Origin of the sequence: Engelhardtia mirabilis (assembly GCF_007748095.1) — a bacterium.
Taxonomy (GTDB): Bacteria; Planctomycetota; UBA1135; order UBA1135.
The window spans coordinates 6,806,839-6,828,606 of record NZ_CP036287.1 but is presented as its reverse complement, the minus strand read 5'-3'; the positions used below and the strand labels follow the sequence as shown (position 1 = coordinate 6,828,606).

Annotated in this window: 22 protein-coding genes; 10 read left to right on the top strand and 12 right to left on the bottom strand. The window is 71.3% G+C overall.

Annotated features, from left to right (window positions below; translation table 11 throughout):
- The first annotated feature begins 18 nt into the window (after nucleotides 1-18).
- The 3 genes from Pla133_RS25220 (at nucleotide 19) to Pla133_RS25210 (ending at nucleotide 3,484) form a co-directional block, all read left to right on the top strand.
- On the top strand, nucleotides 19-330 hold the full coding sequence (locus Pla133_RS25220; protein ID WP_145070572.1) for a hypothetical protein: 312 nt from the start codon (nucleotides 19-21) through the stop codon (nucleotides 328-330).
- On the top strand, nucleotides 327-1,319 hold the full coding sequence (locus Pla133_RS25215) for a GNAT family N-acetyltransferase (protein ID WP_145070570.1): 993 nt from the start codon (nucleotides 327-329) through the stop codon (nucleotides 1,317-1,319). The genes Pla133_RS25220 and Pla133_RS25215 overlap by 4 nt, the downstream gene beginning before the upstream one ends.
- 110 nt (nucleotides 1,320-1,429) lie before the next feature.
- Nucleotides 1,430-3,484, top strand: coding sequence for a sensor domain-containing diguanylate cyclase (locus tag Pla133_RS25210; protein ID WP_145070568.1), 2,055 nt, complete (start codon nucleotides 1,430-1,432; stop codon nucleotides 3,482-3,484).
- 251 nt (nucleotides 3,485-3,735) lie between these two features.
- Here Pla133_RS25210 and Pla133_RS25205 read toward each other — a convergent pair whose 3' ends face one another.
- The 3 genes from Pla133_RS25205 to Pla133_RS25195 form a co-directional block, all read right to left on the bottom strand.
- Nucleotides 3,736-4,050 carry a hypothetical protein gene (locus Pla133_RS25205; RefSeq protein ID WP_145070566.1) on the bottom strand — a complete coding sequence of 105 codons (315 nt, stop codon included), beginning with the start codon at nucleotides 4,048-4,050 and terminating at the stop codon, nucleotides 3,736-3,738.
- A 49-nt stretch (nucleotides 4,051-4,099) separates the two neighbouring features.
- Nucleotides 4,100-4,336: a hypothetical protein gene (locus tag Pla133_RS25200; RefSeq protein ID WP_145070564.1), complete on the bottom strand. Its 237-nt coding sequence runs from the start codon at nucleotides 4,334-4,336 to the stop codon at nucleotides 4,100-4,102.
- A gap of 321 nt (nucleotides 4,337-4,657) precedes the next feature.
- Nucleotides 4,658-4,861: a CsbD family protein gene (locus tag Pla133_RS25195; protein WP_145070562.1), complete on the bottom strand. Its 204-nt coding sequence runs from the start codon at nucleotides 4,859-4,861 to the stop codon at nucleotides 4,658-4,660.
- 247 nt (nucleotides 4,862-5,108) lie between these two features.
- Here Pla133_RS25195 and Pla133_RS25190 point away from each other — a divergent pair, with 247 nt between their 5' ends.
- Complete coding sequence (locus tag Pla133_RS25190; RefSeq protein WP_145070560.1) at nucleotides 5,109-6,560, top strand: sigma-54 interaction domain-containing protein; 1,452 nt, start codon at nucleotides 5,109-5,111, stop codon at nucleotides 6,558-6,560.
- A gap of 28 nt (nucleotides 6,561-6,588) precedes the next feature.
- On the opposite strand, the gene Pla133_RS25185 is transcribed toward Pla133_RS25190, so the two are convergent.
- A complete protein-coding gene (locus Pla133_RS25185) occupies nucleotides 6,589-7,188 on the bottom strand; it encodes a D-sedoheptulose-7-phosphate isomerase (RefSeq protein ID WP_145070558.1) in 600 nt (199 codons plus the stop codon).
- Nucleotides 7,189-7,365: 177 nt separating this feature from the next.
- On the opposite strand from Pla133_RS25185, the gene Pla133_RS25180 reads away from it, so the two are divergent.
- On the top strand, nucleotides 7,366-7,821 hold the full coding sequence (locus Pla133_RS25180; RefSeq protein ID WP_145070556.1) for a hypothetical protein: 456 nt from the start codon (nucleotides 7,366-7,368) through the stop codon (nucleotides 7,819-7,821).
- Between the two features lie 45 nt (nucleotides 7,822-7,866).
- Here the strand turns inward: Pla133_RS25180 and Pla133_RS25175 are convergent, their stop codons facing one another.
- The gene (locus Pla133_RS25175) at nucleotides 7,867-9,126 is read right to left on the bottom strand and encodes a hypothetical protein (RefSeq protein WP_145070554.1); all 1,260 of its coding nucleotides are present in this window, start codon (nucleotides 9,124-9,126) and stop codon (nucleotides 7,867-7,869) included.
- A gap of 111 nt (nucleotides 9,127-9,237) precedes the next feature.
- Between Pla133_RS25175 and Pla133_RS25170 the strand changes: the two genes are divergently transcribed.
- The 3 genes from Pla133_RS25170 (at nucleotide 9,238) to Pla133_RS25160 (ending at nucleotide 11,467) form a co-directional block, all read left to right on the top strand.
- Nucleotides 9,238-10,119 (top strand): Fpg/Nei family DNA glycosylase, encoded by an 882-nt coding sequence (locus tag Pla133_RS25170; protein ID WP_145070552.1) that lies wholly within the window; start codon nucleotides 9,238-9,240, stop codon nucleotides 10,117-10,119.
- 239 nt (nucleotides 10,120-10,358) lie between these two features.
- A complete protein-coding gene (locus Pla133_RS25165; protein ID WP_145070550.1) occupies nucleotides 10,359-10,532 on the top strand; it encodes a DUF1328 domain-containing protein in 174 nt (57 codons plus the stop codon).
- A 74-nt stretch (nucleotides 10,533-10,606) separates the two neighbouring features.
- Nucleotides 10,607-11,467 (top strand): PRC-barrel domain-containing protein, encoded by an 861-nt coding sequence (locus Pla133_RS25160; protein ID WP_145070548.1) that lies wholly within the window; start codon nucleotides 10,607-10,609, stop codon nucleotides 11,465-11,467.
- Nucleotides 11,468-11,623: 156 nt separating this feature from the next.
- Here the strand turns inward: Pla133_RS25160 and hemL are convergent, their stop codons facing one another.
- Both hemL and Pla133_RS25150 read right to left on the bottom strand, forming a co-directional pair.
- A complete protein-coding gene (gene hemL / locus Pla133_RS25155) occupies nucleotides 11,624-12,916 on the bottom strand; it encodes a glutamate-1-semialdehyde 2,1-aminomutase (RefSeq protein ID WP_145070546.1) in 1,293 nt (430 codons plus the stop codon).
- Nucleotides 12,917-13,356: 440 nt separating this feature from the next.
- Nucleotides 13,357-14,799, bottom strand: coding sequence for a hypothetical protein (locus Pla133_RS25150; RefSeq protein WP_145070544.1), 1,443 nt, complete (start codon nucleotides 14,797-14,799; stop codon nucleotides 13,357-13,359).
- Between the two features lie 198 nt (nucleotides 14,800-14,997).
- Here Pla133_RS25150 and Pla133_RS25145 point away from each other — a divergent pair, with 198 nt between their 5' ends.
- Nucleotides 14,998-16,251 carry a hypothetical protein gene (locus Pla133_RS25145; protein WP_145070542.1) on the top strand — a complete coding sequence of 418 codons (1,254 nt, stop codon included), beginning with the start codon at nucleotides 14,998-15,000 and terminating at the stop codon, nucleotides 16,249-16,251.
- Nucleotides 16,252-16,270: 19 nt separating this feature from the next.
- Here the strand turns inward: Pla133_RS25145 and Pla133_RS26795 are convergent, their stop codons facing one another.
- The 5 genes from Pla133_RS26795 to Pla133_RS25120 all read right to left on the bottom strand — a co-directional run bounded on the left by Pla133_RS26795 (nucleotide 16,271) and on the right by Pla133_RS25120 (nucleotide 20,179).
- Nucleotides 16,271-16,987 (bottom strand): uroporphyrinogen-III synthase, encoded by a 717-nt coding sequence (locus Pla133_RS26795; RefSeq protein WP_419191954.1) that lies wholly within the window; start codon nucleotides 16,985-16,987, stop codon nucleotides 16,271-16,273.
- 778 nt (nucleotides 16,988-17,765) lie between these two features.
- Nucleotides 17,766-18,347 carry a Dps family protein gene (locus Pla133_RS25135; RefSeq protein WP_145070538.1) on the bottom strand — a complete coding sequence of 194 codons (582 nt, stop codon included), beginning with the start codon at nucleotides 18,345-18,347 and terminating at the stop codon, nucleotides 17,766-17,768.
- Nucleotides 18,348-18,577: 230 nt separating this feature from the next.
- A complete protein-coding gene (locus tag Pla133_RS25130; protein WP_145070536.1) occupies nucleotides 18,578-19,498 on the bottom strand; it encodes a PP2C family serine/threonine-protein phosphatase in 921 nt (306 codons plus the stop codon).
- Between the two features lie 49 nt (nucleotides 19,499-19,547).
- Nucleotides 19,548-19,883 (bottom strand): hypothetical protein, encoded by a 336-nt coding sequence (locus Pla133_RS25125; protein WP_145070534.1) that lies wholly within the window; start codon nucleotides 19,881-19,883, stop codon nucleotides 19,548-19,550.
- Nucleotides 19,880-20,179 (bottom strand): hypothetical protein, encoded by a 300-nt coding sequence (locus Pla133_RS25120; protein WP_145070532.1) that lies wholly within the window; start codon nucleotides 20,177-20,179, stop codon nucleotides 19,880-19,882. Before Pla133_RS25120 ends, Pla133_RS25125 begins: the two co-directional genes overlap by 4 nt.
- Before the next feature lie 200 nt (nucleotides 20,180-20,379).
- On the opposite strand from Pla133_RS25120, the gene Pla133_RS25115 reads away from it, so the two are divergent.
- On the top strand, nucleotides 20,380-21,768 hold the full coding sequence (locus Pla133_RS25115) for a sigma-54 interaction domain-containing protein (RefSeq protein WP_145070530.1): 1,389 nt from the start codon (nucleotides 20,380-20,382) through the stop codon (nucleotides 21,766-21,768).

Genomic DNA, 21,768 nt, shown 5'->3' with positions numbered 1-21,768 from the left:
AGAGGAGCACGACCGACCATGAATGAGATCCCGATCCTCCCCGGCTCCGGCGGAACCGAAGCCCTGCGCGGCCCCGGTGAAGCCAAGCGCACCGAAACGGCCAGCCCCGACGCGCCGGCCTTCCGCTCGCTGCTCGAACAGCTCGAACAGCGCGCGCAGGAGTTGCGGCGTCACGAGGCCGAGGTGGGCGACGCGAGTCGCCTGGCCGGGGCCCTGGGCGACGCGCGGGCTTCGCTCGAGGACGCCCTGACCCTCAAGGACCAGCTGCTGGAGGCCTACCGCGCGAGCTTGAGTCGCGGCGAGCCCGAGGCCCAGGGAACGGGCGAGTGAGCGTCGCGACGAAGGCCGAGCAGGTCCTGCCCGGCGCCCGTCAGCTGATCGAGCGGGTCATGCGCGGCGGTGGCTCCGTGGCCGCCGAGTGTCCGCTGGTCTTCGAAGGCCCCCTGGGGGCCCAGCGACCTGGCCGTGTCGTGGCCCTGTCCGAGGACGGCGCCGTTTGCTCCGCCTGCGCGATCCTGCCCCGCGACTTCGTCGTCCCCGGCGGCAGCCTGCGCCTGGGCCTGATCGGCTACGTGGCCACCGACACCAACACCCGCGGCCGCGGCTTCGCCTCCAGCGTGCTCGACGCGGCGGAGGCCGCCCTGGCGGACCGCGGCTGCGTGGCGAGCCTGCTGTGGGCCGACGACGCGAGCTTCTACCAGCGCCGCGGCTACCACGCCCTGGGCCGCGAGCTGGACTTCGCCCTCGACGCGGGCGCCCTGGAGGCCCTGCCCCACTGGGCTTCTACCCGCGCCTACGACCCCGAACGCGACAGCGAGTCCGTCCAGGCCCTGATGGCCGCACGGCCGATCCGGGTCGAGCGCAGCCTGGACGAGACCCGCGCCCTGCTCGCCATCCCCGGCCTGCGCACGCGGGTCGCGACCCGCGGCGATCGAGTCGTGGCCTACGCCTGCGAGGGCAAGGGGCCCGATCTGCGCGGGGCCGTGCACGACTGGGGTGGAGAGACCCTGGCTGTCCTGGCGCTGATCGGCGAGTTGGCCGCCCCCCACGTGGCCGCCGGCCGGCGGGCCTTCGTGCTGACACCCCACGCGAGCCTTCCGACCGTCCGCGGACTGCTCGACCTCGGCCTGCGCGCGGAGCCCGGGGTGCTAGGGATGGGGCGCCTCCTGGCGCCCGAGGCAGCCCGCGCGCTGCTGGGCCCGGCCGCTGCGCACCTGCCCCAGGATCAACTGCTGGCGGCGCTCTTGCCGACCCCAGCCGACGCGGACAGCTGCGGTCCCTTCGGGGCGCTGTTCGCCTGGGGCCTCGACTCCATCTGAGCGCTCGAGCCCGCTGTTGGGCTCGCGAGCGGGCCGTTCCCCGATCTGCCCCGACCGGTGGGCGTCGCCGCGCGGCAGACTGTGGACGAAAGGGTCCGAGGTCCACGAACTTGAACGAGCGTTGGCGAGCAGTGGTCGTCGAGAGCGACCCGAGGGGCATCGAGGAGCTGCGGTGCGTCCTGGATCAACCCGGCGCGCCGCCCCTGGATCTCGTCCTGGCCACGACCGCCGGCGAGGCGCGGGTGGCCCTCGACGCCGCGCCCTGCGAGGTGATCCTCTTGGACCTCGAGTTCGGCGCCGCCGCCGACGACGCGAGTGCCGCCGGATGCGTCGACGCCCTGGCCCTGGTGGCCGAGTTCGGCGCGCGCTGGCCAGTGGTCCTCTTGGCCCGCGAGGACCATCCCGAGCTGGTCGACCGCACCCTGCGCTCGGGCGCCCAGGACCTGCTCCTGCGTGGCCAGTTCAACGGCCCCGCCCTGCGCCGCACGATCGAGCGCGCGCGCATGCGCGCCTCCCTGGTGCGCGAGCTGGATCTGGTTCGGCGCCGCTACGTCCTGGCCACCGAGGCTAGCCACGACGTCATCTGGGAATGGGACATCGGAACCGGCGAGGTCATCTGCTCGGCTGCCCTGAAGGAGCTGCTCGGCATCGATCCGACCGAGCTCGGAGGCCGCCTCGACTCCTGGATCGAGCTGGTTCACCCTTCCGAGCACACGCGCTTTCGCGACGGCCTCGCGCGCCTCTTGGAGCAGCCGCTCGAGCGCTTCCGGATCGAGTGCCGCATGCGCGACCGCGAGCGCGGCTACCGCATGATCCGCCTCCAGGGGCGGGCGGTGATCGACGCCCACGGCCGCCCCGAGCGCATGGTCGGATCCCTGCGCGACGTGACCTACGCCCGCGCCGAGGTCGAGCGTTTGATGCACGACGCCCACCATGACGCGCTGACCGGCGCGGTGACCCGCGGCGTGCTGCTCGACCGCGTGCGCCAGGCGGTCGAGCGCGGACGGCGGCGCCCGGGCCTGCGCACGGCGGTCATGTTCATCGACCTGGACCGCTTCAAACCGCTCAACGACGAGCACGGCCACGCGGCCGGGGACGCGGCCCTGATCGAGGTCGTGCGGCGACTGCGCGGCTGCCTGCGCCCGGCCGACACGGTCGCGCGCATGGGCGGCGACGAGTTCGGGGTGTTGCTCGAGGACCTGGACGGGGCCCGCGATGCCGAGCACGTGGCGCGCCGCATCCTCGCCAGCCTCCGCAAGCCCTTCCAACTCGACGGCCTCAACCTCGACCTGGCGGCGTCGATCGGGCTGGTGGTCGTCGTCGGCGACGGTCCGGATCCGGACGAGGTCCTGCGCCGCGCGGACCGCGCCATGTACCACGCCAAGGCCGCGGGTCGAGCGGCCCTGGCGATCTGGAGCTCGGACCTGGAGTCGGACGAGGAGCTTGGGGAGTTCGAGCTCGAACCCCAACGACGGCCCGCGGACCAACCGCGCCTGGTCGTGCGGCCGGTGGTGGAGCTGATCTCGCGCGCGACCGTCGGTGCCGAGATCGGCGCCTGCTACGGGCCCGACTCGCCGCCGCGCCCACTGGACCCGATCGGTGTCGAGGCGCTTCTGAGGCTGCTAGGCGGGGCCGCACCGCAAGCGGCTCGCGCGCGGCTGATCGACCTGCGGGTGTCGGCCTCGTGCCTGATGACCTCCACCACCGCGGTGACCCTCGAGCACGTCCTGGATGCCCTCTCCGTGGGGTCGAATCGCGTGCGTCTGGCCCTGCCCGAGGACTCGCTGGTGCTCGGAGGCGACGAGCTGGCCGCCGGTGTGCGTCGCCTGCGAGCGCGGGGACACGCGGTGCTCGTCGACGACTTCGGCGAGCGCTACGCGCCCCTGGCCCTGTTGCGGCGGGGCGGGGTGGACGGCGCGCGCCTGGCGCCGCGCATGCTCGAGGCCGGCGGGGACGAAGCCCTGCTCGAGGTCATCGTGCAGCACTGCCTGCGCAACGGCTTCGAGCTGGTGGCGACGGGAGTCGATCGCGAGCGTGCGGCGGAGCGGCTGATCGCCGCCGGCTGCGCCCTCGCCAGCGGCCCCCATCTAGGCGAGCCCCGGCCCCTGGGCTCGGACCCCTGGAGCTGGATCCGCCCAGCCGCCGTCGGACGGACCGAGTCTTAGCCCGCATCGGTCACCAGGATCCGCGCCCGCCCGCCGGGGTGGCTGGAGCCCCGGGAGTCTGGGGCGGGGCCGGCGGCGGGTCGGGGATCCGCGGCGGAGGCGTGGGGGCGACCTCCGGACGATCCGGCCCGGGACCCGTAGGGACCTCGGGTTTGGGCGCGGTGGGCCTGTTGGGGACCGGCGGCGTGAACCCGGGGGGTTCGGCCGGCCCGCCCGGAGTCGGGTCGCCTCCGCCGGCACTCACGGGCGCGTCAAGACCGGCCACGGCGCGTCAGCTCCTCTTGCACTTCACCGCAGGCCTCGAGGGTCTGCTCCCAGGCGCGCGTGAGCTCGGATCCCACCCTGCTGGCGCCCTTGGCGGCCGTTCCCCGCGCGGCGCGGATGCGGTCGGCCAGGTCCCGGCGCTGGCGATCCAGCTCGCCCCTGCGGTCCTCGAGTTCCTTGGCTCCCAGGTGTGCCTCGAGCCGCAGCTCGTCGCGGGTGCGGGCCAGGCGGTCGCGCAGGTGCGAGACATCCCGCGAGATGGCGGTGACGATCTTCTGACGGGTCTCAGTGGCGGTTTGCATGGTGTCTCTCCGGGTCGGCTGGTTGGCGGCGGGTGGGCGGGATCGGCGATCAGTGGCCGTCGGCCGCGTCCTCGACGTTCTCAGCGGCGTCTTCGACGCCGTCCTGGATGTTCTGCGCGGCATCGCCGACGGCGTCCGCGGCGTCTTCGGCGGTGTCCTCGATGGTCTCCGCCGCATCGGCGTGCTCATCGGTGCAGCCGGTCGTAGCCAGGGCCAGGGCGGCCAAGGTGGCGCCGGCCGCGAGACGTAGGAGGTGGAGGCGGGTCTTGTCGGTGGGGTCTTGCATCGGATTCTCGGATTTCGTCGGTGGGTGGATGGGTCGCCTCGAGGCGATCGATGCGCTGTACCAGCCCGCGGATCTCGTCGCGGACGCTTCCGCAGACGTGCAGGCCGATCGGCGTGGCGCGGCTGCGGTCGAGTCGCAACTGGAAGTTCTGGGCCCGCTGTCGAGCGAGGCGCAGGGCCAGGCGGAGGTCGCCCAGGCGGCGGTCGTCGCTCGGGCGTTCGCGGGCCGGCGCGCGGCTGATGTCGAGCGCCGCCGCGAGCAGTCGCCGGGCGGATCGGGTCGTCGTCGGCTGGGGCTGCGAGCGCTTCACGCGAGCCCGGATCAGTAGCGGTTGCCGCTCTCGAAGCGCGCGAGCTCCTGCTCGGCCTTGTCCTTGGCCACGCCGTAGCGCTGCTGGATCTTGCCCACGAGCTTGTCGCGCTTGCCCTCGACCTCCTTCAGGTCGTCGTCGGTGAGCTTGCCCCACTGCTCCTTCACGGCGCCCACGGCTTGCTTCCAGTTGCCTTCGATTCGGTCGGTCTTCATGACGCGGTCCTTTCGCTGTCGGTTGTGGTGACGGGACGGGTCCCGGCCCCGGCCCCGGCCCCGGCCCCGGATCCGGGGGGCACTCTTACAACTCCTGTGCCAGGCTCCGCCCCTGACACCTAACTCACTCGCCCGCAGTGATTTGAGGTACGGTCTGCGCTGCCGCTCGAGGGCTTGCTCGGAGTTCTTGCGGCTGAACCTCCGATCGCTGTGTGCTACGGCCTCCGGAGTGAGAACACCGATCCAGATGCCCCCCGAAGACGTGTCCACCGAAGTCCAGCGCGCCCACGCCAAGTCCGAACGCGACACCACCGACCTGATCGGTCGCCTGCGAGCGGCGGGGCTGCAGATCGTCGAGCGCGACTCGCGCCCCCTGCTCGACCAGCTCGAGACAAGCCGCGACGTCGACGTGTTGGTGGCCCGGCGCGATTCGCTCAGCCCGGAGGACCTGGAGGCGATCGAGGCGAGCGTCGAGGTCGACGGAGCACCGTCCGTCGTGGTGCTCGGCACCGACGTGGGCGCCCACGACCGCACGAGCCTGCTGGCCGCCGGCGTGACCCACGTGGTCGATGGCGGCCTCGGTTCGAAGTGGCTGCGTACGGCCCTCGACGCCGTGGCCCGTGCCGAGGCGGAGTCGGCGAGCCTGTCCGACGAGCCGCGACTGTCCGACTTCATCTCCCACAGCAGCTACATGCGACGCTTCGTGGAGTTGGTGCGCCGCGTCGCGGACGCCGATTCGACGTTACTGATCACCGGCGACACGGGGGTCGGCAAGGAACGCCTGGCCCGGGCGATCCACGCCGAGCGGAGCGACCCCGATTCGCCCTTCGTCGCCGTCAACTGCGGCGCCCTCCCGGAGCAGCTGCTCGAGAGCGAGCTGTTCGGCCACGTCAAGGGCGCCTTCACCGGGGCTGACGACGACCGCAAGGGACACTTCCAGGCGGCCGACGGCGGAACGCTCTTCCTGGACGAGATCGGCGAGATGCCGCAGCACGTACAGGTCAAGTTGCTCACGGTGCTCGAGCGCCGGGAGGTCGTGCCGGTGGGGTCCTCCGAGGGGCGACCGGTGGACGTGCGCGTGCTGGCCGCAACCAACCGCGACCTGCGCGACGAGGTCGCCGCCGGGCGCTTTCGCGAGGACCTCTACTACCGCCTGAACGTCATTCCGCTCGAGATTCCGAGCCTGAAGGAGCGTCGCGAGGACATCCCTGACCTGGTCGGTTCGATGATCGCCTGGTTCCGCCGGGACCTCGACCGTCGCGAGGTGCAGGGCATCGAGCCCGCAGCGCTGCAGGCCCTGATGGACTACTCCTGGCCGGGCAACGTGCGCGAGGTGTCGAATGCCATCGAGCGCGCCGTGCTGCTGTGCGAGGGCGACGAGATTCGTCTGCGGGATCTGCCCGAGGAGGTGCGCGGGACGGCGGCGCCCTTGGAGGCCCCTGGTCGTGACACGCGAGCCGGGGACAGCACCGCGCCGGGCGCGAGCTCAACTGCCGACCTACCCGCCGATTGGCGCGAACTCTCCTTGAAGGAGATCCGCCAGGCCGCTGCGGACCGCTGCGAGCGGGCCTTCCTCGACGCGGTGATGGACGAGGTAGGTGGCATCGTGAAGGACGCAGCCGCCCGCTGCGGGATCGCGCCGCGCTCGCTCTACGACCGCCTGCGGCGCCACGGGATCCGCAAGGAAGACTACCGCTGAGCGCGCCGGCGGCCGGCTCCCCGGGCCGTCAACCGGCGGCGTAGTTGCCGGGGAAGAGCTCGCGCTCGACCGCCTCGATCACGATGTGGAGGACCTTGATGTGGACCTCCTGGATGCGGTCCGAGGTGGTCGCCTCGGGCACGACCACGGCGATGTCGACCTGATCGAGCAGCTTGCCGCCGCCCTTGCCGAGCAGGCCCACCGTGGTCACCCCGCGCTCCTTGGCGACCTCGACCGCGCGCAGCACGTTGGGGGAGTTGCCGCTGGTGGACAGGCACACCAGGAGGTCGCCCTGCTTGCCGTAGGCCTCGACCTCGCGCGCGAAGACCTCGTCGTAGCCGAAGTCGTTGGCGATGCAGGTCAGGTGGCTCGGGTCGGAGAAGGCCACCGCACCGATCGCGTCCCGGTTGCCGCGGAAGCGCCCGGTCCACTCCTCGGCGAAGTGCATCGCGTCGCACATGGAGCCGCCGTTGCCGCAGGCCATCAGGAGCCCCTTGCGGCGCACGGTGGCCAGGGTCGCCTCGGCGAACGCCGGGACCCGGCCCAGACCCTCGGGGCTCTGGGTGAAGGCTTCCAGGGTGCGGGCAGCCTCGTCGAAGGAGGCTCGGATCGCGTCGGCGCTGGTCATCGCCACAGTCTGTCCCGAGTCCGGGCGCTCGGCAACGGTGCCCGCCCCGCGCCCCGGCCGGGCCTCTCCCGCGAACCGAAACTTGGACTCGAGGACCGATGTCTCACTATGCTCGCCCACTTCGCGGGGGCCGCTCGCCGTGCCTCCGAATTCAGATTGGCCCGATGGGAGAGAACCATGATTCGAATCAAGCCCGAGTTCCTGACCGCCGCAGCGCTGCTGCCACTGGCCTCTTGCGCCAGCATCGTCAGCAAGAGCGAGTATGCCGTGCGAATCGATACCGAGCCGACCGGCGCGGCGATCGAGATCGTCGATCGCAAGGGTGAACGGGTACACCGAGGCACCGCACCGACCACTGTCACCCTCAAGGCGAAGGCCGGCTTCTTCTCGTCGCAGTCCTACACGGTCAACGCCAGCCTGCCCGGTTACGAGCCCGAGGTCTCGACCCTCAAGGCGTCGCTCGACGGCTGGTACGTGGGCAACATCCTGTTCGGCGGCTTGATCGGTTGGCTGATCGTCGACCCGGCGACGGGCGCCATGTGGAAGCTGCCCGAATCCCATCTGATTCCGCTCTACGCGCCCGGCGAGCGTCCGCCGGAGCCGGTCGCGGAGTCGCGCGACGACGACGACTGAACCCGGGCCGGGCGGCCGCCGGGGCACTGAAGTCTCGCGGTCGCCTCAGCGCGCCGGCTCGTACCCCAAGGGCCGGCGACCGGCGTCGGAGTCACCGTCCACGGCGCGCAGCAAGGCCTGCATCGCGACCCGGTTGCCCAGGGGCGTGTAGTGGCCGGCGGCGCGACCCTCGGTGCCGAAGTAGTCCTTCGGCTGGAGGCCCACGGCCTTGGCGTGCTGCTCGAACTCCCAGCGGGCGTTGACCCAGTTCACGCCCAAGTCGGTCAGGGACTGCTCGACCAGGGGTTCGCGCCAGGTGTGGTAGGGGTACTTGAGCGCGACCTCGCCCGGGAGGATCAGGAAGCTGTGCTCGATGCCGCGCGAGGCCAGCTCTTCGTGCGCCGCCGCGAACAGGAGGGGCACGGCCTCCTGCAGGAACTCGCGGTGGCGGTCGGTGCCGTCGAAGCGCGACTGGAGCTTGTTCGGCAAGAGGTGCGACGAGTGGACCAGCCAACGCCAGGTCCACAGGTCGAACACGGAGCTGTTGCGCTCGTACCAGGCCGAGCCGCTGGGCGACTCCACGCTGTGCTCGACGAGTTGGCCGTCCTCGACCGTGAAGCGCGGCTTGGGGAAGTCGCGAATCGAGAGGTCGCAGCGGTCCAGGTCGTTGTCGAGGAAGAAGGACACGATCACCTTCGGCTTCGCCAGGCCCGACGTGTCCCAGGCCTTCAGGGTCTCGCGCAGGGTCAGGTAGATCTGGTCCAGGCCGAAGCCGCCCACGCCGTAGTTGAGCAGCAGGGCGTCGTCGATCCGGTCGGAGTCGCGGAAGAGGCCGTCGAAGCAGTCGGCGGCGGAGGTGGTGCACGCCGCGTAGGAGTCGCCGAAGAGCAGGATCGGCTGCCGGTGCTCGAGATCGCCCACTCGCGCGTGGATATAGGGGTTGGCGCTGCGACTGAAGCGTCCGCGCCAGCCCGTGATCGGGTCGGGGACACTCGCCTCGTCACGGGCAGCGCTGCCCCAACGGTGCAGCAGCGCCCAGAACATGTCGTCGCTGAGTCGATTGGCGAAGCGCTGTGGCTTGCGCAGCGTCCATTGGGTGCGCTCGACGATCGTCGGGTTGTGGCTGAACAGCAAGAACCGCAGGCCGAGCTCCACGGTCACGAGACTGATCACCGGCACCAGCGCGAGGGCCAGGAGTCGGCGCAACCAGCGGCGGGGTCGCGGGGCCTGCGGTGCCGCTGCTAGGGAGCTGTGCGCCTGGAGTACCGCGCCCGGCGTCGTTTCGGGCTTGGCGCCCAGGGGGTCGTTCGATTGAGCTTCGTCCACGGTGTTCTGGGGGGCTGGGGGACCGCTACGTTAGTCGAAGCTCCGGCCCCCGGGCCGCTCGGGGAGGCCGAATCGCGCCCCGACATGGCCGCGGGCCGGTACCTTCGCCGCGTGCCCGAACTGCCCGATATCGTCGTCTACGTCGAGGCCCTGGAGCGTTTCACCGTCGGCCGCAAGCTACTCGGCCCGCGCCTGGCGAGTCCCTTCGTGCTGCGCTCGGTCGATCCGCCCTTGGCGACCCTGGTGGGCCGGCGGGTCACGGCGGTGCGGCGCCTGGGCAAGCGGCTGGTGCTCGTCTTCGAGGACGAGCTGTTCCTGGTCTTGCATCCGATGATCGCCGGGCGCCTGCGCTGGAAGCCCGCGGGCGCGAGCATCAAGGGCCGCGGAGCCCTGGCCGCCTTCGACTTCGAGCAGGGCACCCTGATCTTCTCCGAGGCCTCCAAGCGCAAGCGCGCGTCGATCCACGTCGTGCGGGGCGAAGCGGGTCTGGCCGTCCACGATCGCGGCGGGCTCGACCTGCGCGACGCCGACCGAGCGACTTTCCTGGAGCGCCTGCGCCTCGAGAACCGCACCCTGAAGCGGGCCCTGGTCGACCCGACGACCTTCGACGGCATCGGCAACGCCTACTCGGACGAGATCCTGCACCGCGCGCGCCTGTCGCCCTTCCAACGCACGCGCGATCTGGACGACGAGCGCGGCGTTCGGCTCCAGGACGCCGCACGCGACGTGCTGCGCGAATGGACCGAGCACCACCGCGCAGCCGTGGGCGACGGCTTCCCCGACGTCGTCACCGCCTTCCATCCGCAGATGGCCGTGCACGGCAAGTACGGCCAAGCTTGTCCCGTGTGCAACGCGCCCGTGCAACGGGTGATCCACGCGGAGAACGAGTTCAACTACTGCCCCGGCTGCCAGACCGAGGGCCGCATCCTGGCCGACCGCGTGCTCTCGCGTCTGCTCAAGGACGATTGGCCGCGCAGCCTGGACGAGCTGTGAACGCCGCGGCGTGACGGCGCACAGGGCTCCATCGCGCGCCGCCGACGTTGCCCTTCCGCACCCGTCGCCGAGTCGGCGGCGGCGCCGCAAGTCGGAGGTGGTGCCTCCTCCGATCGACGGGTGAGACGGGCCTGCGGTGTACGAGGGCCCGATCAGGCGGCCGGCATGGCGCTTGCAACGGCACCTGCGTCGCTGCGGAGAGTGTCCCGCAGAAGACTCGCACTCAACCCGGAGGCCCCATGCTTCGCCTGACCATCAGCCTGCTCGTCATCGCCCTCATCGCCGCCCTCCTGGGCTTCGGTGGCATCGCCGGAGCCGCGACCGGAATGGCCCAGCTCGCCTTCTGGGTGTTCCTGGTGCTGATGCTCCTGTCGCTGGTCGTCGGCGCCGTGCGACGACCCGCAGCCGGTTGAGCGAGGCGCGCGTCAGCGCGGTCTTCACGCCATCACGACAACGCCGAACACCAAGCACCCAAGCAGATACTTCCATGCAGAAACTCAAACGCACGGCGCTTCTTACAAGCGCCCTCCTCGCCAGCACTTCCCTGACCAGTACCGCCCTCACCGGTAGCACGGTGACCCAAGTCACCAAGCCGGAGGAAGCTCGAGCCGTCACCGGCGCCCAGGTGTCGACCCACCGGCTGGTGCCCCTCGAACGCCTGCTCGGTGCCAAGGTCTTCGCGTCGATCGAACTCGAGCGCGACGGCGAACGAGCCGAGCCCCTCGCCAAGCTGGAGCGCATGACCCTCGTGGCGAGGTCCGGGGTCTTGCAAGACGCCATCCTGGTCAGCGGCGGCATCGCCGGCCTCGACGAGGACGAACGTGGGCTGCCATTGTCCGAGCTGACCTGGTCGTCCGAGCAGCGACACTGGGTCGTCTCGATGACGCGTGACGAGTTCGAGGCGATCGAGCCCATCGAGCACGAAGAGCCCACGGAGCAGGCCGAGCAAAGCTCCGAGACCGGCGTGCGCGCGGTGACCGATCCGCTGTCCACTGCCGACGTCCTGGGCCATGAAGTCCGTGCCGGTGCCCGCGGTCCGGCCTGGGGCCCCGTCGCCGATCTGTTCGTCGACGTCGAAACCCGCCGCGTGCGCTTCGCCACGGTCAAGGTGGGCGGCGTCGTCGGCATCGGCGCGACCCTCTACCCGGTGCCGTGGGCCGCGCTCGCGATCGAGTGGGTCCGTGACACCGAAGCCAGCACCCTGCGGATCGTGGTCCCGATGACCCCGGCCCAACTCGAGGCGGCGCCGAAGATCGACGCCGACGACGGGCGCACCCTCGCCTCGCCGACCTTCCGCCGCGAAGTCGAAGTCTTCTTCGGCACCGTCCCGACCGAAGCTAGCTCCTGACGCGGGCTGGGCCCCGACGGCTTCTACGACCGGTCGGCGCAGTGCGCGGTGACCGCGACGAGTCCGCGGGGCCTGCTCGAGTCACGGATCGTGAACTCGGCGGTGCTTGCGGGCGGCCAGGGCCTGCAAGTGCCGCCGAATTTCCGATCCAGGACACTAGATGGCCGCCAGCGCGCCGTCCGCGGCCTCGATCACCTGATCGATGGTCGCGTCGTCGTGGGCGGTCGAGAGGAACCAGGCTTCGAAGGGCGAGGGCGGCAGCAGCACGCCCCGCTCCAGCATGCCGTGGAAGAAGGGCACCCACCGTGCGCGGTCGGAGGCCATCACGTCGCCGAACGTCGTGACCTCCGACGCCGCCAAGTAGGGGCACAGCATCGAGCCCACCCGGCCGACGACCATCGGCACGCCGTGCTTGGCCGCCGCCGCGAGGAGTCCACGTTCGAGCCGCGCGCCGGTGGCCTCGAGGCCCTCGTAGACTCCGGGCTCGGACAGCTCGTTGAGCATCGCGACGCCCGCCGCCACCGCTAGCGGGTTCCCGCTCAAGGTGCCGGCCTGGTACATCTTCCCGGCCGGCGCGACCTGGTTCATCAGCTCCGCGCGGCCGCCGTAGGCACCGATCGGCAGGCCCCCGCCGATGACCTTGCCCAGGGTCACCAGGTCCGGCATCACGCCGCAGCGCTCCATGTAGCCGCCGCGCGCGACGCGGAAGCCGGTCATGACCTCGTCGAAGACCAGCACCGCTCCGTGCCGAGTGCACAGCTCGCGCAGCCCCTCGAGGAAGCCCGCGACCGGCGGGACCGTGCCCATGTTGCCGGCCACGGGCTCCACGAACACCGCCGCGATGCGGTCCGGGTTCTGGTCGAACAGCGCTTCGACGCTGGCCAGGTCGTTGTAGTCGGCCACCAGCGTCAGCTCGGCCAGGGCCTTGGGCACGCCCGGGCTGTCCGGCTCGCCCAGGGTCAGGGCGCCCGACCCGGCCTTGACCAGGAACGAGTCCCCGTGGCCGTGGTAGTTGCCGTCGAACTTGATCAGCGCGTCGCGGCCGGTGTGGGCGCGCGCCAGGCGCAGGGCGCTCATGGTCGCCTCGGTGCCGCTGTTGACCAGCCGCACCTTCTCCACGCAGGGCACCAGTTCCACGATCTTGCGGGCCAGTTGCACCTCGCCGCCGGTGGGCGCGCCGTAGGTCGTGCCCCGCTCCGCGGCCTCGATGATCGCCTCGGTCACCGACGCCGGCGCGTGCCCGAGCATCAGCGGCCCGTAGCTCATCACCAGGTCGATGTACTCGTAGCCGTCCACGTCGATCACCAGCGGGCCGTAGCCGCGTGCCACGTGCACCGGCGTGCCGCCCACCGCCTTCCAAGCGCGCACGGGGCTGTTGACCCCGCCGGGAATCAGGGCCTGGGCCGCGTCGAAGAGCGCTTCGGACTGGGGTCGGGGTCTGGCGTTCACGGGGCTCGTTGGCGTTTCGGAGTTGGGTCCAGCGTCGGTCGGCACGGAGTCTAGTGTCCTGGATTAGAAATTCGGCGTCACTGCCCGGAGGTCCGATCGATGCTGGCTAGGCGCGCCGACGACGCGTATCCGCTGCGATATTCGGAGGAGGCGCTGGCGACGCCAGCGGCGATCGGAGCCCGGGAAGTGACGCCGAATTTCTGATCCACGACACTAGCCCGCATCGGTGACCAGGATCCGCGCCCAGCACGCCCAAGTCGTGCGCCGGCGCTGCCCCGTGCATGGAGCTCCCGCCTGCGATGGAGCGAGCCGCCCTCACCGCTCGAGAGCCGCGGTGCGAAGGACCTTCCCGAACGGGTAGTCGCCGCCGCACCGGAGTGCGACGGCGACCGTTCGGCGGGAATCGCGTTCCCCGGTGGTCTCCCCGCCGAAGTCGAAACTCAGGGCGTCGTGGCCAGGAGTGCGTTGGTGGCGGTCAGCCCGGCGGGCCCGGTCGGGTTCGGGATCCAGGCCTGCAGGTAGAGTTCGGTCGCGGCCGGGATGCCGGCGGGCCAGTCGAGGCCAAAGCCCGCGACGCCCTCCGCGTCCACCGGGAAGCCCCCGAGGATCAGGTCCAGGGAAGGCACCAGCACGCCGAAGCCCAGGTCGAGGTTCAGTTGGCTGAGGCCGACAGCGATCAGCGCCTGGCTACCGGGCAGGGCCTTGCGGATCTCCAGGTCGACCTTGGTGCCGCCCGCGAGCGTGCCGCAGCCCTCGAGCTCGGGGGTCTGGGCCGGCGAGCCGATGGCCTGGCCGAGGTCGGTCCAGGTCGGATCCACGGCCGGGCGCAGGAGCACCGCGCGGAACTTGCCGTCGATCAACGCCGTGCCGGCGATCTCGCCCAGCTCGTTGATCTCGCGCGCCTCGAAGATGTGCGCGCCGGTGCCGGGCACCAACATGTCGTTCAGGTCCAAGAGCTGCGACCCGTTCCAGTAGATGGCGCGGTTCTCCGCCGACTGGTCACCCGGGTAAGAGGTGCCGACGGCTTTGCCGGCCTCGTTGATGTCGAACAGCTCGCTGTAGTCGAAACCGCCGACGGTGCCGGCGTCGACCACCGAACCCGCACCCGGATCCCAGATGGTCGCGTGCCAGGCTCCCGAGTTGAAGGCCTGGAAGCCCACGTAGCGGCCCTTGCTGTTGACGTCCGTGGCCTCGGCGTTCTGGAAGGGACCGTCGGTGCCTCCGATCGTCTTCCAGGTCACGGTGTTGAAGCCGATCGCGTCGTTGGGCTGGAACAGTTCCCAGGCGAAGCCGGCCAACAGACCGTTGTCGCTGATGCCCTGGGCGCGGTTGGAGGAGTGGGACTCAGCGACGCCGAGGTTCTGGATCGCGCCGCCGCTCCAGGTCACTGCGCGGTCCTTGGTGGAGAACGGGTCCTGGGTGTGGCCGGCGATCACGCCGCTCTCGTTGACGTCGTGGGCGAAGCTCTGGCCCTGGCCCAGGTCGGGCAGGGCGACGGGGCCCGGCGCGCCGTTCCAGGTCACCCCGTGGAAGGTGCCACTGCCGAACAGCACGCCGAACTCGGAGGTGCCGACGATCAGCCCGGCGTTGTTGATCGCGCGGGCGAAGCTCCCGTCGTCTCCAGGGAGCAGACCGAGGTCGACCAGGGTTCCGCCGGTCCAGAGGAACCCCCGCCGGCAGGGCAGGCCGGTGCTGGTGATGCAGCCGGGCACGTGGGACCAGCCCACCACCTGGCCCAGGTCGTTGAGGCCGAAGGCGGCGGATTCGAGGCCGCCCAGGGTGCCCAGGTCGATGAGTTCGAACTGGGGGTCGCCAGCGGCGGCGTGGCTGGCGAGGAGTCCGGTCAGGAAGAGGGTCAGGCTCGGTCGGGTCAGGGCTTGCATGGTTGGCGCGCGTGGTCGGTTCGAAGGTGGTCTGAGGTCGCCCGGCGTCGGAGGCGCCACGGACGAGTGGGTGGCCCCGGTCCGGAGGACTCGCGGGCATTGCCACAACTACGTTCGCTCGCCACCCTGGTTGCAATTTATTGCACGAAAATCGCAGACGGTGGGATCCCTGGCCCCGCCAGCGCGTCTAATCCGTCCATGGCTCCGAAGCGCTCCCAAGCCTCGCCGACCGCCTCCGACCCCGAGAACGAACCCTCGAGCTCCCTCGTCGAGCGGCTGCGCGTCATCGGCGAGGACCTCGGTTCCTCCCTGCGGGGGGTGCTCGACGGCCTGCCCGGTGGCCCGCACCGGCCAGGTCGACTGGCCCAGACCCTAGGGGTCAACCGGGCCACGGCCAGCAAGGTGCTCACCGCCGCTTCCAAGCGCGACCCGCTCGAGGTGCTGCACCAGTCGCCGGGACCCGAGCCCCTGCGGAGACTGGCCGCCTCGGCCCACGACCGCGGGGTCGGGGTCGACGCCACGTCGGCCCTGACCGCCGCCGCCGACGCCTTCGATCTGGCCATTCGCGAAGAGGCCGGCACCCGCCCCGCCCTCGACGCCCTGATCACCTCTGAACTGCCGGGCGCGCGCGAGCGCTTCGAACTCGCCAGCAAGTACGCGGTGTTCAAGGGACTGAGCCAACTCAAGGGCGTGCAGGCGGACCTCTGGCTGGGCGTCGCGGTGCTCTCGCCCGCCGCTGACGATCCGCAGCGCATCGATCTGACTTGGCTCAACGGCGCCGTGGCCATGCGGCGCATGCGCCCGGGCGTCACCGTGCGCTTCGCCTACCGCCACCTGCGGGACGGAGTCCCCGGCGGCGGCGATGACATGGCTGCGAGCGAGTGGCCGGGCGGCGGCGTGCTGCCCCTGGACCGCTTCTGCGAGAATCCCCCCGCCCGCCTGGAAGCCCGGCGGGTCGACGACACGATCCAGTACACCCTGCCCGACGACGTGCTCGGCCCGAAGCGGGCCGTGGACATGTTCGTGGTCGACCACCACCCGGCGGCCATGAGTCGCACCGCCGCCGACCCGGAGCGCCGCCGCAACTCGCTCTTCGTCGAGCCCGCGATACCCTCGGCCGCACTACTGTTCGACGTGCTCGTGCACGACGAGGTCTTCCCCGGCGTCGACCCGCGCCTGTTCCTGTTCGACACCGGCTACGACGGCATCGCCGACGTCAACGACCGCTCCCGCGACGCCGATCGCGTCGACCTCGCGGAGCGGGTCGAGTTCCTGGGCACCGACCTGCGCCGTTTCACTTCTCCGGATCTGCCGCGCTATGGCGCCTTGCTCGAGCACCTGGCCGATCGTTTCGGCTGGAGCGCCGAGCGCTACCGCGGCTTCCGCACCCGCATCCAGTACCCCGTGCACGGCTGGCAGGTGTGCCAGTCCTTCGAGCGGCCCCTGGCCTGACCGCCGGTGTGAAGCGCGCTCAGGCCTCGCGCCCGGCAAGGTCGCACAGCAGGCGCACCAGGCACTCGGGCTCCGGCTTGGCCAGCACCTCGATCCCCGCCACGGCGCTGGGCTCGCGCGCCATCCAATCGCGCAGGGCGCGGGCCGTCGTCTCGCCGATCGCTAGCGCCAGCGGCGCCGCACCGGCGCGATCCAGCCGCGTGGCCGCGCGAACTGCCGACGGACTGGCCAGGAACAGGAAGTCGGCGCTCGGCAGTCCGCCGTCGCCGCTGCGCTCGCGGGTCTCGTAGGCGATCGGGTCGTCGACCTCGAGGCCGCGCCCGCGCAGGCTGCCGGCGAATTCGTCGGAGACGGAGCCGCGGGGCCACAGCACCCGTTGGCCGGGCTCCAAGCGGTCCGACCACAGCCGCAGCAGGTCATCGGCGCTCGCGGCGGGGCCGACGGCGACGTCGATGCCCCAGGCAGCCAAGCCCTCGGCGCTGCGCTCGCCGACGACGGCGGCGGGCACTCCCGCCAACTCGTCGCGATGGGAAGCGAGGGCCTCCAAGGCGTTGGCGCTCGTCACGCACAGCCAGTCGAGGCGCTGGGCGATCGCCGGCAGGGTGCGCGGCACGACCTCCAAGAGCGCCCGCTCGACCACCTCCAACCAGTCCAGGCGCGCCAGGGCCCCGCGCCAGCGCGCCAGCCCGTGCACCGGACCGGTCAACAGCAGGCGTTTGGGATCGGGCGCGGCCATGGCGGCGCATTGTGCCCGCCGCCCCGCGCCGGGTCGGCCCCAATCGGCGACCGCGATTCGCGGCGCGCCCACAAACCTCGGCCGCAAGCTCCACGGGGTCAGGGACAGCCACCCGCGGCCCCTCGGCCGGCCACATCCGAGGGAGTCGGCGCCATGGATCGCAGCGACGGCTCCACGAAGGCTCCCGAGCCGGTTCTCGACATCGGCCACCGCGGTCGCGCGCGGAGAACCGCAAGCGCGTCTCGATAGCCGCTCCGGACAACCATCCCACGACGAGTCGACGGCCGATGCGCTTCGTCGAGACCGGCGACGACCAGCCAAGAGGCGGCCGCCGTTCGCGACCAATGACCGGAGCAAGGTCCCTGAGAGGGACGGCCGGCGAGTCCTCGCCGTCGGCCATCGCGTTGACGCGCAATGAACCGAGGGCGCTTCTCGGTAGTCGCTCGGGGCGACCATCCCACGGCGAGTCGAAGGCCAACCTCTGTCGTCGAGGCTAGTAGCGATCAGCAAGGTCGTGGATGCAGGTCGCGGCCAGGAATCGGGGCGAGGACCCCGAGCAGGAGTGGAAGCGGGTCCTCGCCGTCGATCGCGGCGACGGCGCGATGAACCGAATGCGCGCCGCGGTCGTCGCTCCGAACAATCGCCCAATGAAGAAGCCGCCGGGGACACGGTCGTCCCGGGCGGCTTCGGACGAGTCGTGGGGCTCGTCGGCGCAGGCCTCGGGCTCAGCGGAGGTCGGGTCAGGCGAGCTCCGCTGGGTCGGCCGGCGCGGCTGCTGTCAGCTGGCGGTGGCACCTGCAGGTTCAGCCGTGGCGCCCGACATGGCGCCCGCGGCCCTTTCGGACTGCTTGCCCGTCACGCGCTGGACCGACTTGTCCGCGGCGCGCGGGTCGTCAGAGGTCAGCGAGCGCAGCATCCACTGGTGCTGCTCCAGGTTCGAGGTGATGCCGATCACCATGTCCTCACTGATCGGGTCGAGGTCGGCCAGCTCGGCCTGGGCCCGGCGCAGGGTCTCGACGGCGTGCTCGAAGCGTGCGGACAGGTCCCGCGCCGCGTCGAGGGCCGGCAGGAAGCCCGCTTCGAGGGCCGGCACGGTGCTGGTGCTCGCCACCGTTCTGGCGCGGCCGTCGGCGGGGACGTCCAGGGTGGCGATGCGCTCGGCCAGGTCGTCGGAGTGGGCGCGCAGATCGACCACGATCTCGTCGAGCTGCAGGTGCACCGCGCGGAACTGCGGTCCGCGGACGTTCCAGTGGATCTGCTTGCAGATCAGTGCCAGGTCGATCATCTGCACCAGCGACTGCTGCAGATGCGTGCTGGTGGTGGTTCGGGCTTCTTCGGTCAGGCCTAGGAGTTTGCTCATGGTGGGGTTTCTAGTGTCCTGGATCAGAAATTCGGCGTCACTACCCGGAGGTCCGATCGATGCTGGCTGGGCGCGCCGACGACGCGTATCCGCTGCGATACTCGGAGGAGGCGCTGGCGACGCCAGCGGCGATCGGAGCCCGGGAAGTGACGCCGAATTTCTGATCCAGGACACTAGTGGGTCAGGGTTGCGGGGGAGCGCCGCGCAGGGGTGTGCGGCTGTTCGTTCGTTCAGCCCGTGCGGGCCGGACTGGGCTGCGCCACGCCGCGAGTCAGCTCGCGCAGGGCCTGCGCCGCGGCGGTGGACAGGCGTGACTCGCGCGGGTGGGCGACAACTGGGTCGGCGCTCTTCGCCTCGGCCAGGAAGCGCGCGACGATGACCGTCTGATCGAGCTCGGTGCTCGCGCCGATCAGCCGTCCGCAGAGCTGCTCCGCCGTTCCACCGTCGCGCAGGATGCGACCGACTTCGGGCGCGTTGCGATCGCGGGCGGCGCCGTCGGAGAGCAGCACCAGTTGATCTCCGGCGCGCAGCAGGAAGTGCCTCACGCGAGTGGCGCGCGCGGCGCGGTTGCCTCGCACGGCGTTCCAGAAGCCGTCCACCAGGTGCAGGGCCGAACCCAACCCGTCGCCCCAGGAGCGCTCGTGCTCGTCGCCCTCGGGCAGCAGGGCCAGTGGCTCCTCCTCCCGTTGCAGGTAGCACTGCCCGCCGCCCAGGTGAGCCACGTAGAGGTCCGGCCAGTTCACGAAGGCGAGAGTCGGCGCGCAGCGCGCACCCGAGGCCCCAGGGGCCGATCGAGCGACCTCCTGGCGGGCGTTCTCGACGGCATCCACGAGGGCGGTGGCGACGTCGTCCGGCCGTCCGCCGGCGAGGTGGTGCCAGGGCATCTCGCCCAGGAAGTAGTCGACGATCGTGCGCGCGGCCTCGTCGCTGGCGCCCGACGTGCTCGGGATCTGCGCGGTGCCATCGGCGATCAGGAACAGGTGACCCTGGTTGGCGCCGTGCACCCGGTCGCCGTCCTCGGTGTCGAGGTTGGTCTGGTGGACGTGCAGCGACTTGGCCAGGTCCGCGATCGCGAAGCTGTCGCTGTCACCGCCCGGGCCGCTGCCCGCGATGGACAGGCCGTGGACGTCGATGTTGTCGATTCGGGTCATGATCTCGGTCTCCTCTCGATTCGGGCCGGGCCGGGCTCAGGGTCGTGGTTCAGCGCACCGGCGCGGCTTCGCGCTCGAGCAGGCCGAGCAGGGTGCGCCAGGTGGTGCTGACCTCGTTGCGCGCCCGCAGGTAGTCGACCCGCGCGCGCTTCCAGCCTTCTCCGCTGTGGTGGGCGAGGCCCCGGGCCTTGGTTGCCAGGGTCTCGATGCGATGGCGCAGCTCCTCGAGCTTGGCGGCGAGGCCCACGCCCGATCGCATCCGCGGGTCCAGGGACGCCGAGATGCTCTCGAACTGCTCCTTCCAGCTGCGGGCCTCGCGCTGTGCGCTGGCGGTCACCGCGCGGCGCCGGGCTTCGGGCCGCATGACTTGTGCTCGAGCACTCACCGCGCCAACTCCGCCCGCAGGGCATTGGCCATCCGGTCGAAGACCCGCAGCTCCTCCTTCAGCGGACCCTCACGCTCCGTCGCCTCCCCGCTGGCGAGGGTCAAGAGCTCGAGCTGCTGGTTGAGGCGCCGGCCGCGCTTGACCAGTTCGGCCACGCGGCGCTTCTCGTCGGCGGCGTCCTTGCCGATCGGCGGGGCCGCGTGCATGCGGTCGAGTCGATCGATCCAGGCCCGCAGGCGAATCCGCGAGCGGAAGAGTTCGAGGCGCGGGGGTTGGTTCTTGAGTTGTCGTTTCATGTCGGATGGCGGGGTGAGGCGGCCGTTGATGGAGGGGCAATAGCGAGCGCCGTGCCAAGGACCCGAGCATGGGCGCAGATGGTTGGAGCGAAACGCTTTAGGGACATCGCGTCGTCGCGACCAGCCATCCCGGCCCTTGCATTTCGGGTGCGTCGGCCCGATGAACTCGGGTGCTCGACCCCCGATCTGACTCGCCCGAGGTGAACCGCCGCCGCCTGACCCTGGCCGTCCCCGACCCGGATCTCGCCCGCAGGCTGGCAGCCCTGCTGGAGGCCCACGAGATCGATGTGGTCCACCGTCCGACCGCCCTCCCCGGTGCCTCGAGCGCCGCCGATGCGGTGATCGTGCGCGCCGATTCGGTGGGCGACGGCGCCGCCGGAAGCCCGACGGAGCCGGACCTTTCGGGCGTGATCGTGCTCGGCGAGCAGACCGATGCCGCCGAGCAGGTGCGTCTGATGGCGGCCGGCGCCTCGGGGGTGCTGGACGTCGGCTCGACCCGCGAGGACCTGGCCGAGCAGCTCGCCGAGCTGGTCGAGGCCGAGGCCTCCGGTGGCGTCGACGGACCGGAGGCCCGGGGCTTCGACGCCGAACCGCGACTGGCCGACTTCCAGTCGCGCAGCTCCCTGATGCGTGACTTCCTGGACGTGGTGCGGCGCGTGGCGGACACCGACAGCACGCTCTTGATCACCGGCGAGACCGGCGTCGGCAAGGAGCGCCTGGCCCGCGCGGTGCACGCCGAGAGCGGTCGCGCCGCAGGGCCCTTCGTCGCCGTCAACTGCGCCGCCCTGTCCGAGAACCTGCTCGAGAGCGAGCTCTTCGGACACGAGCGCGGCGCCTTCACCGGAGCCTCCGCTGCACGCCAAGGTCATTTCGAAGCCGCCGGCGGCGGGACGATCCTGCTGGACGAGATCGGCGAGATGCCGCTGCACCTGCAGGTCAAGTTGCTCACCGTGCTCCAGCGCCATGAGGTCCAGCGCGTCGGCGCCTCGACGACCCTACCGATCGACGTGCGCGTGATCGCCGCCACCAACCGCGACCTGGCCGTCGACGTGCGCGAGGGGCGCTTCCGTCAGGATCTGCTCTTCCGGCTCAACGTCATCTCCCTGGTCATCCCGCCCCTGCGCGAGCGGGTGGAGGACGTCCCGCAGATGACCGGGCGCTTCCTGCGCCACTTCGCCGAGGTGCACGGTCGTGCCTCGATCGGCTCGGTGGACGGCGGGGCCATGGCGGCCCTGCTCTCCCACGATTGGCCCGGAAACGTGCGCGAGCTGGTCAACGTGGTCGAGCGTGCGGTGCTCCTGTGCGACGGCGATCGACTGACCCTCGATGACCTGCCCGACAGCGTTCGGCGTCAAGCTCGCCCGGAGTCGCAGGACGGAGTCGGAGCCGAGCTCGAGAGCCTCGCCGCCCTGCCCCTGTCGGAGGCCCGGCGGCGCCAGGTGGATGCCTTCGAACGGCGCTACCTCGAACACCACCTGCGCGAGACCCGCGGCACCGTCGGCGAAGTCGCCCGGCGCGCGCGTATCAACCCGCGCACCCTCTACGACAAGCTGCGGCGCCACGGCCTCGACAAGGCCGACTACCGCTGA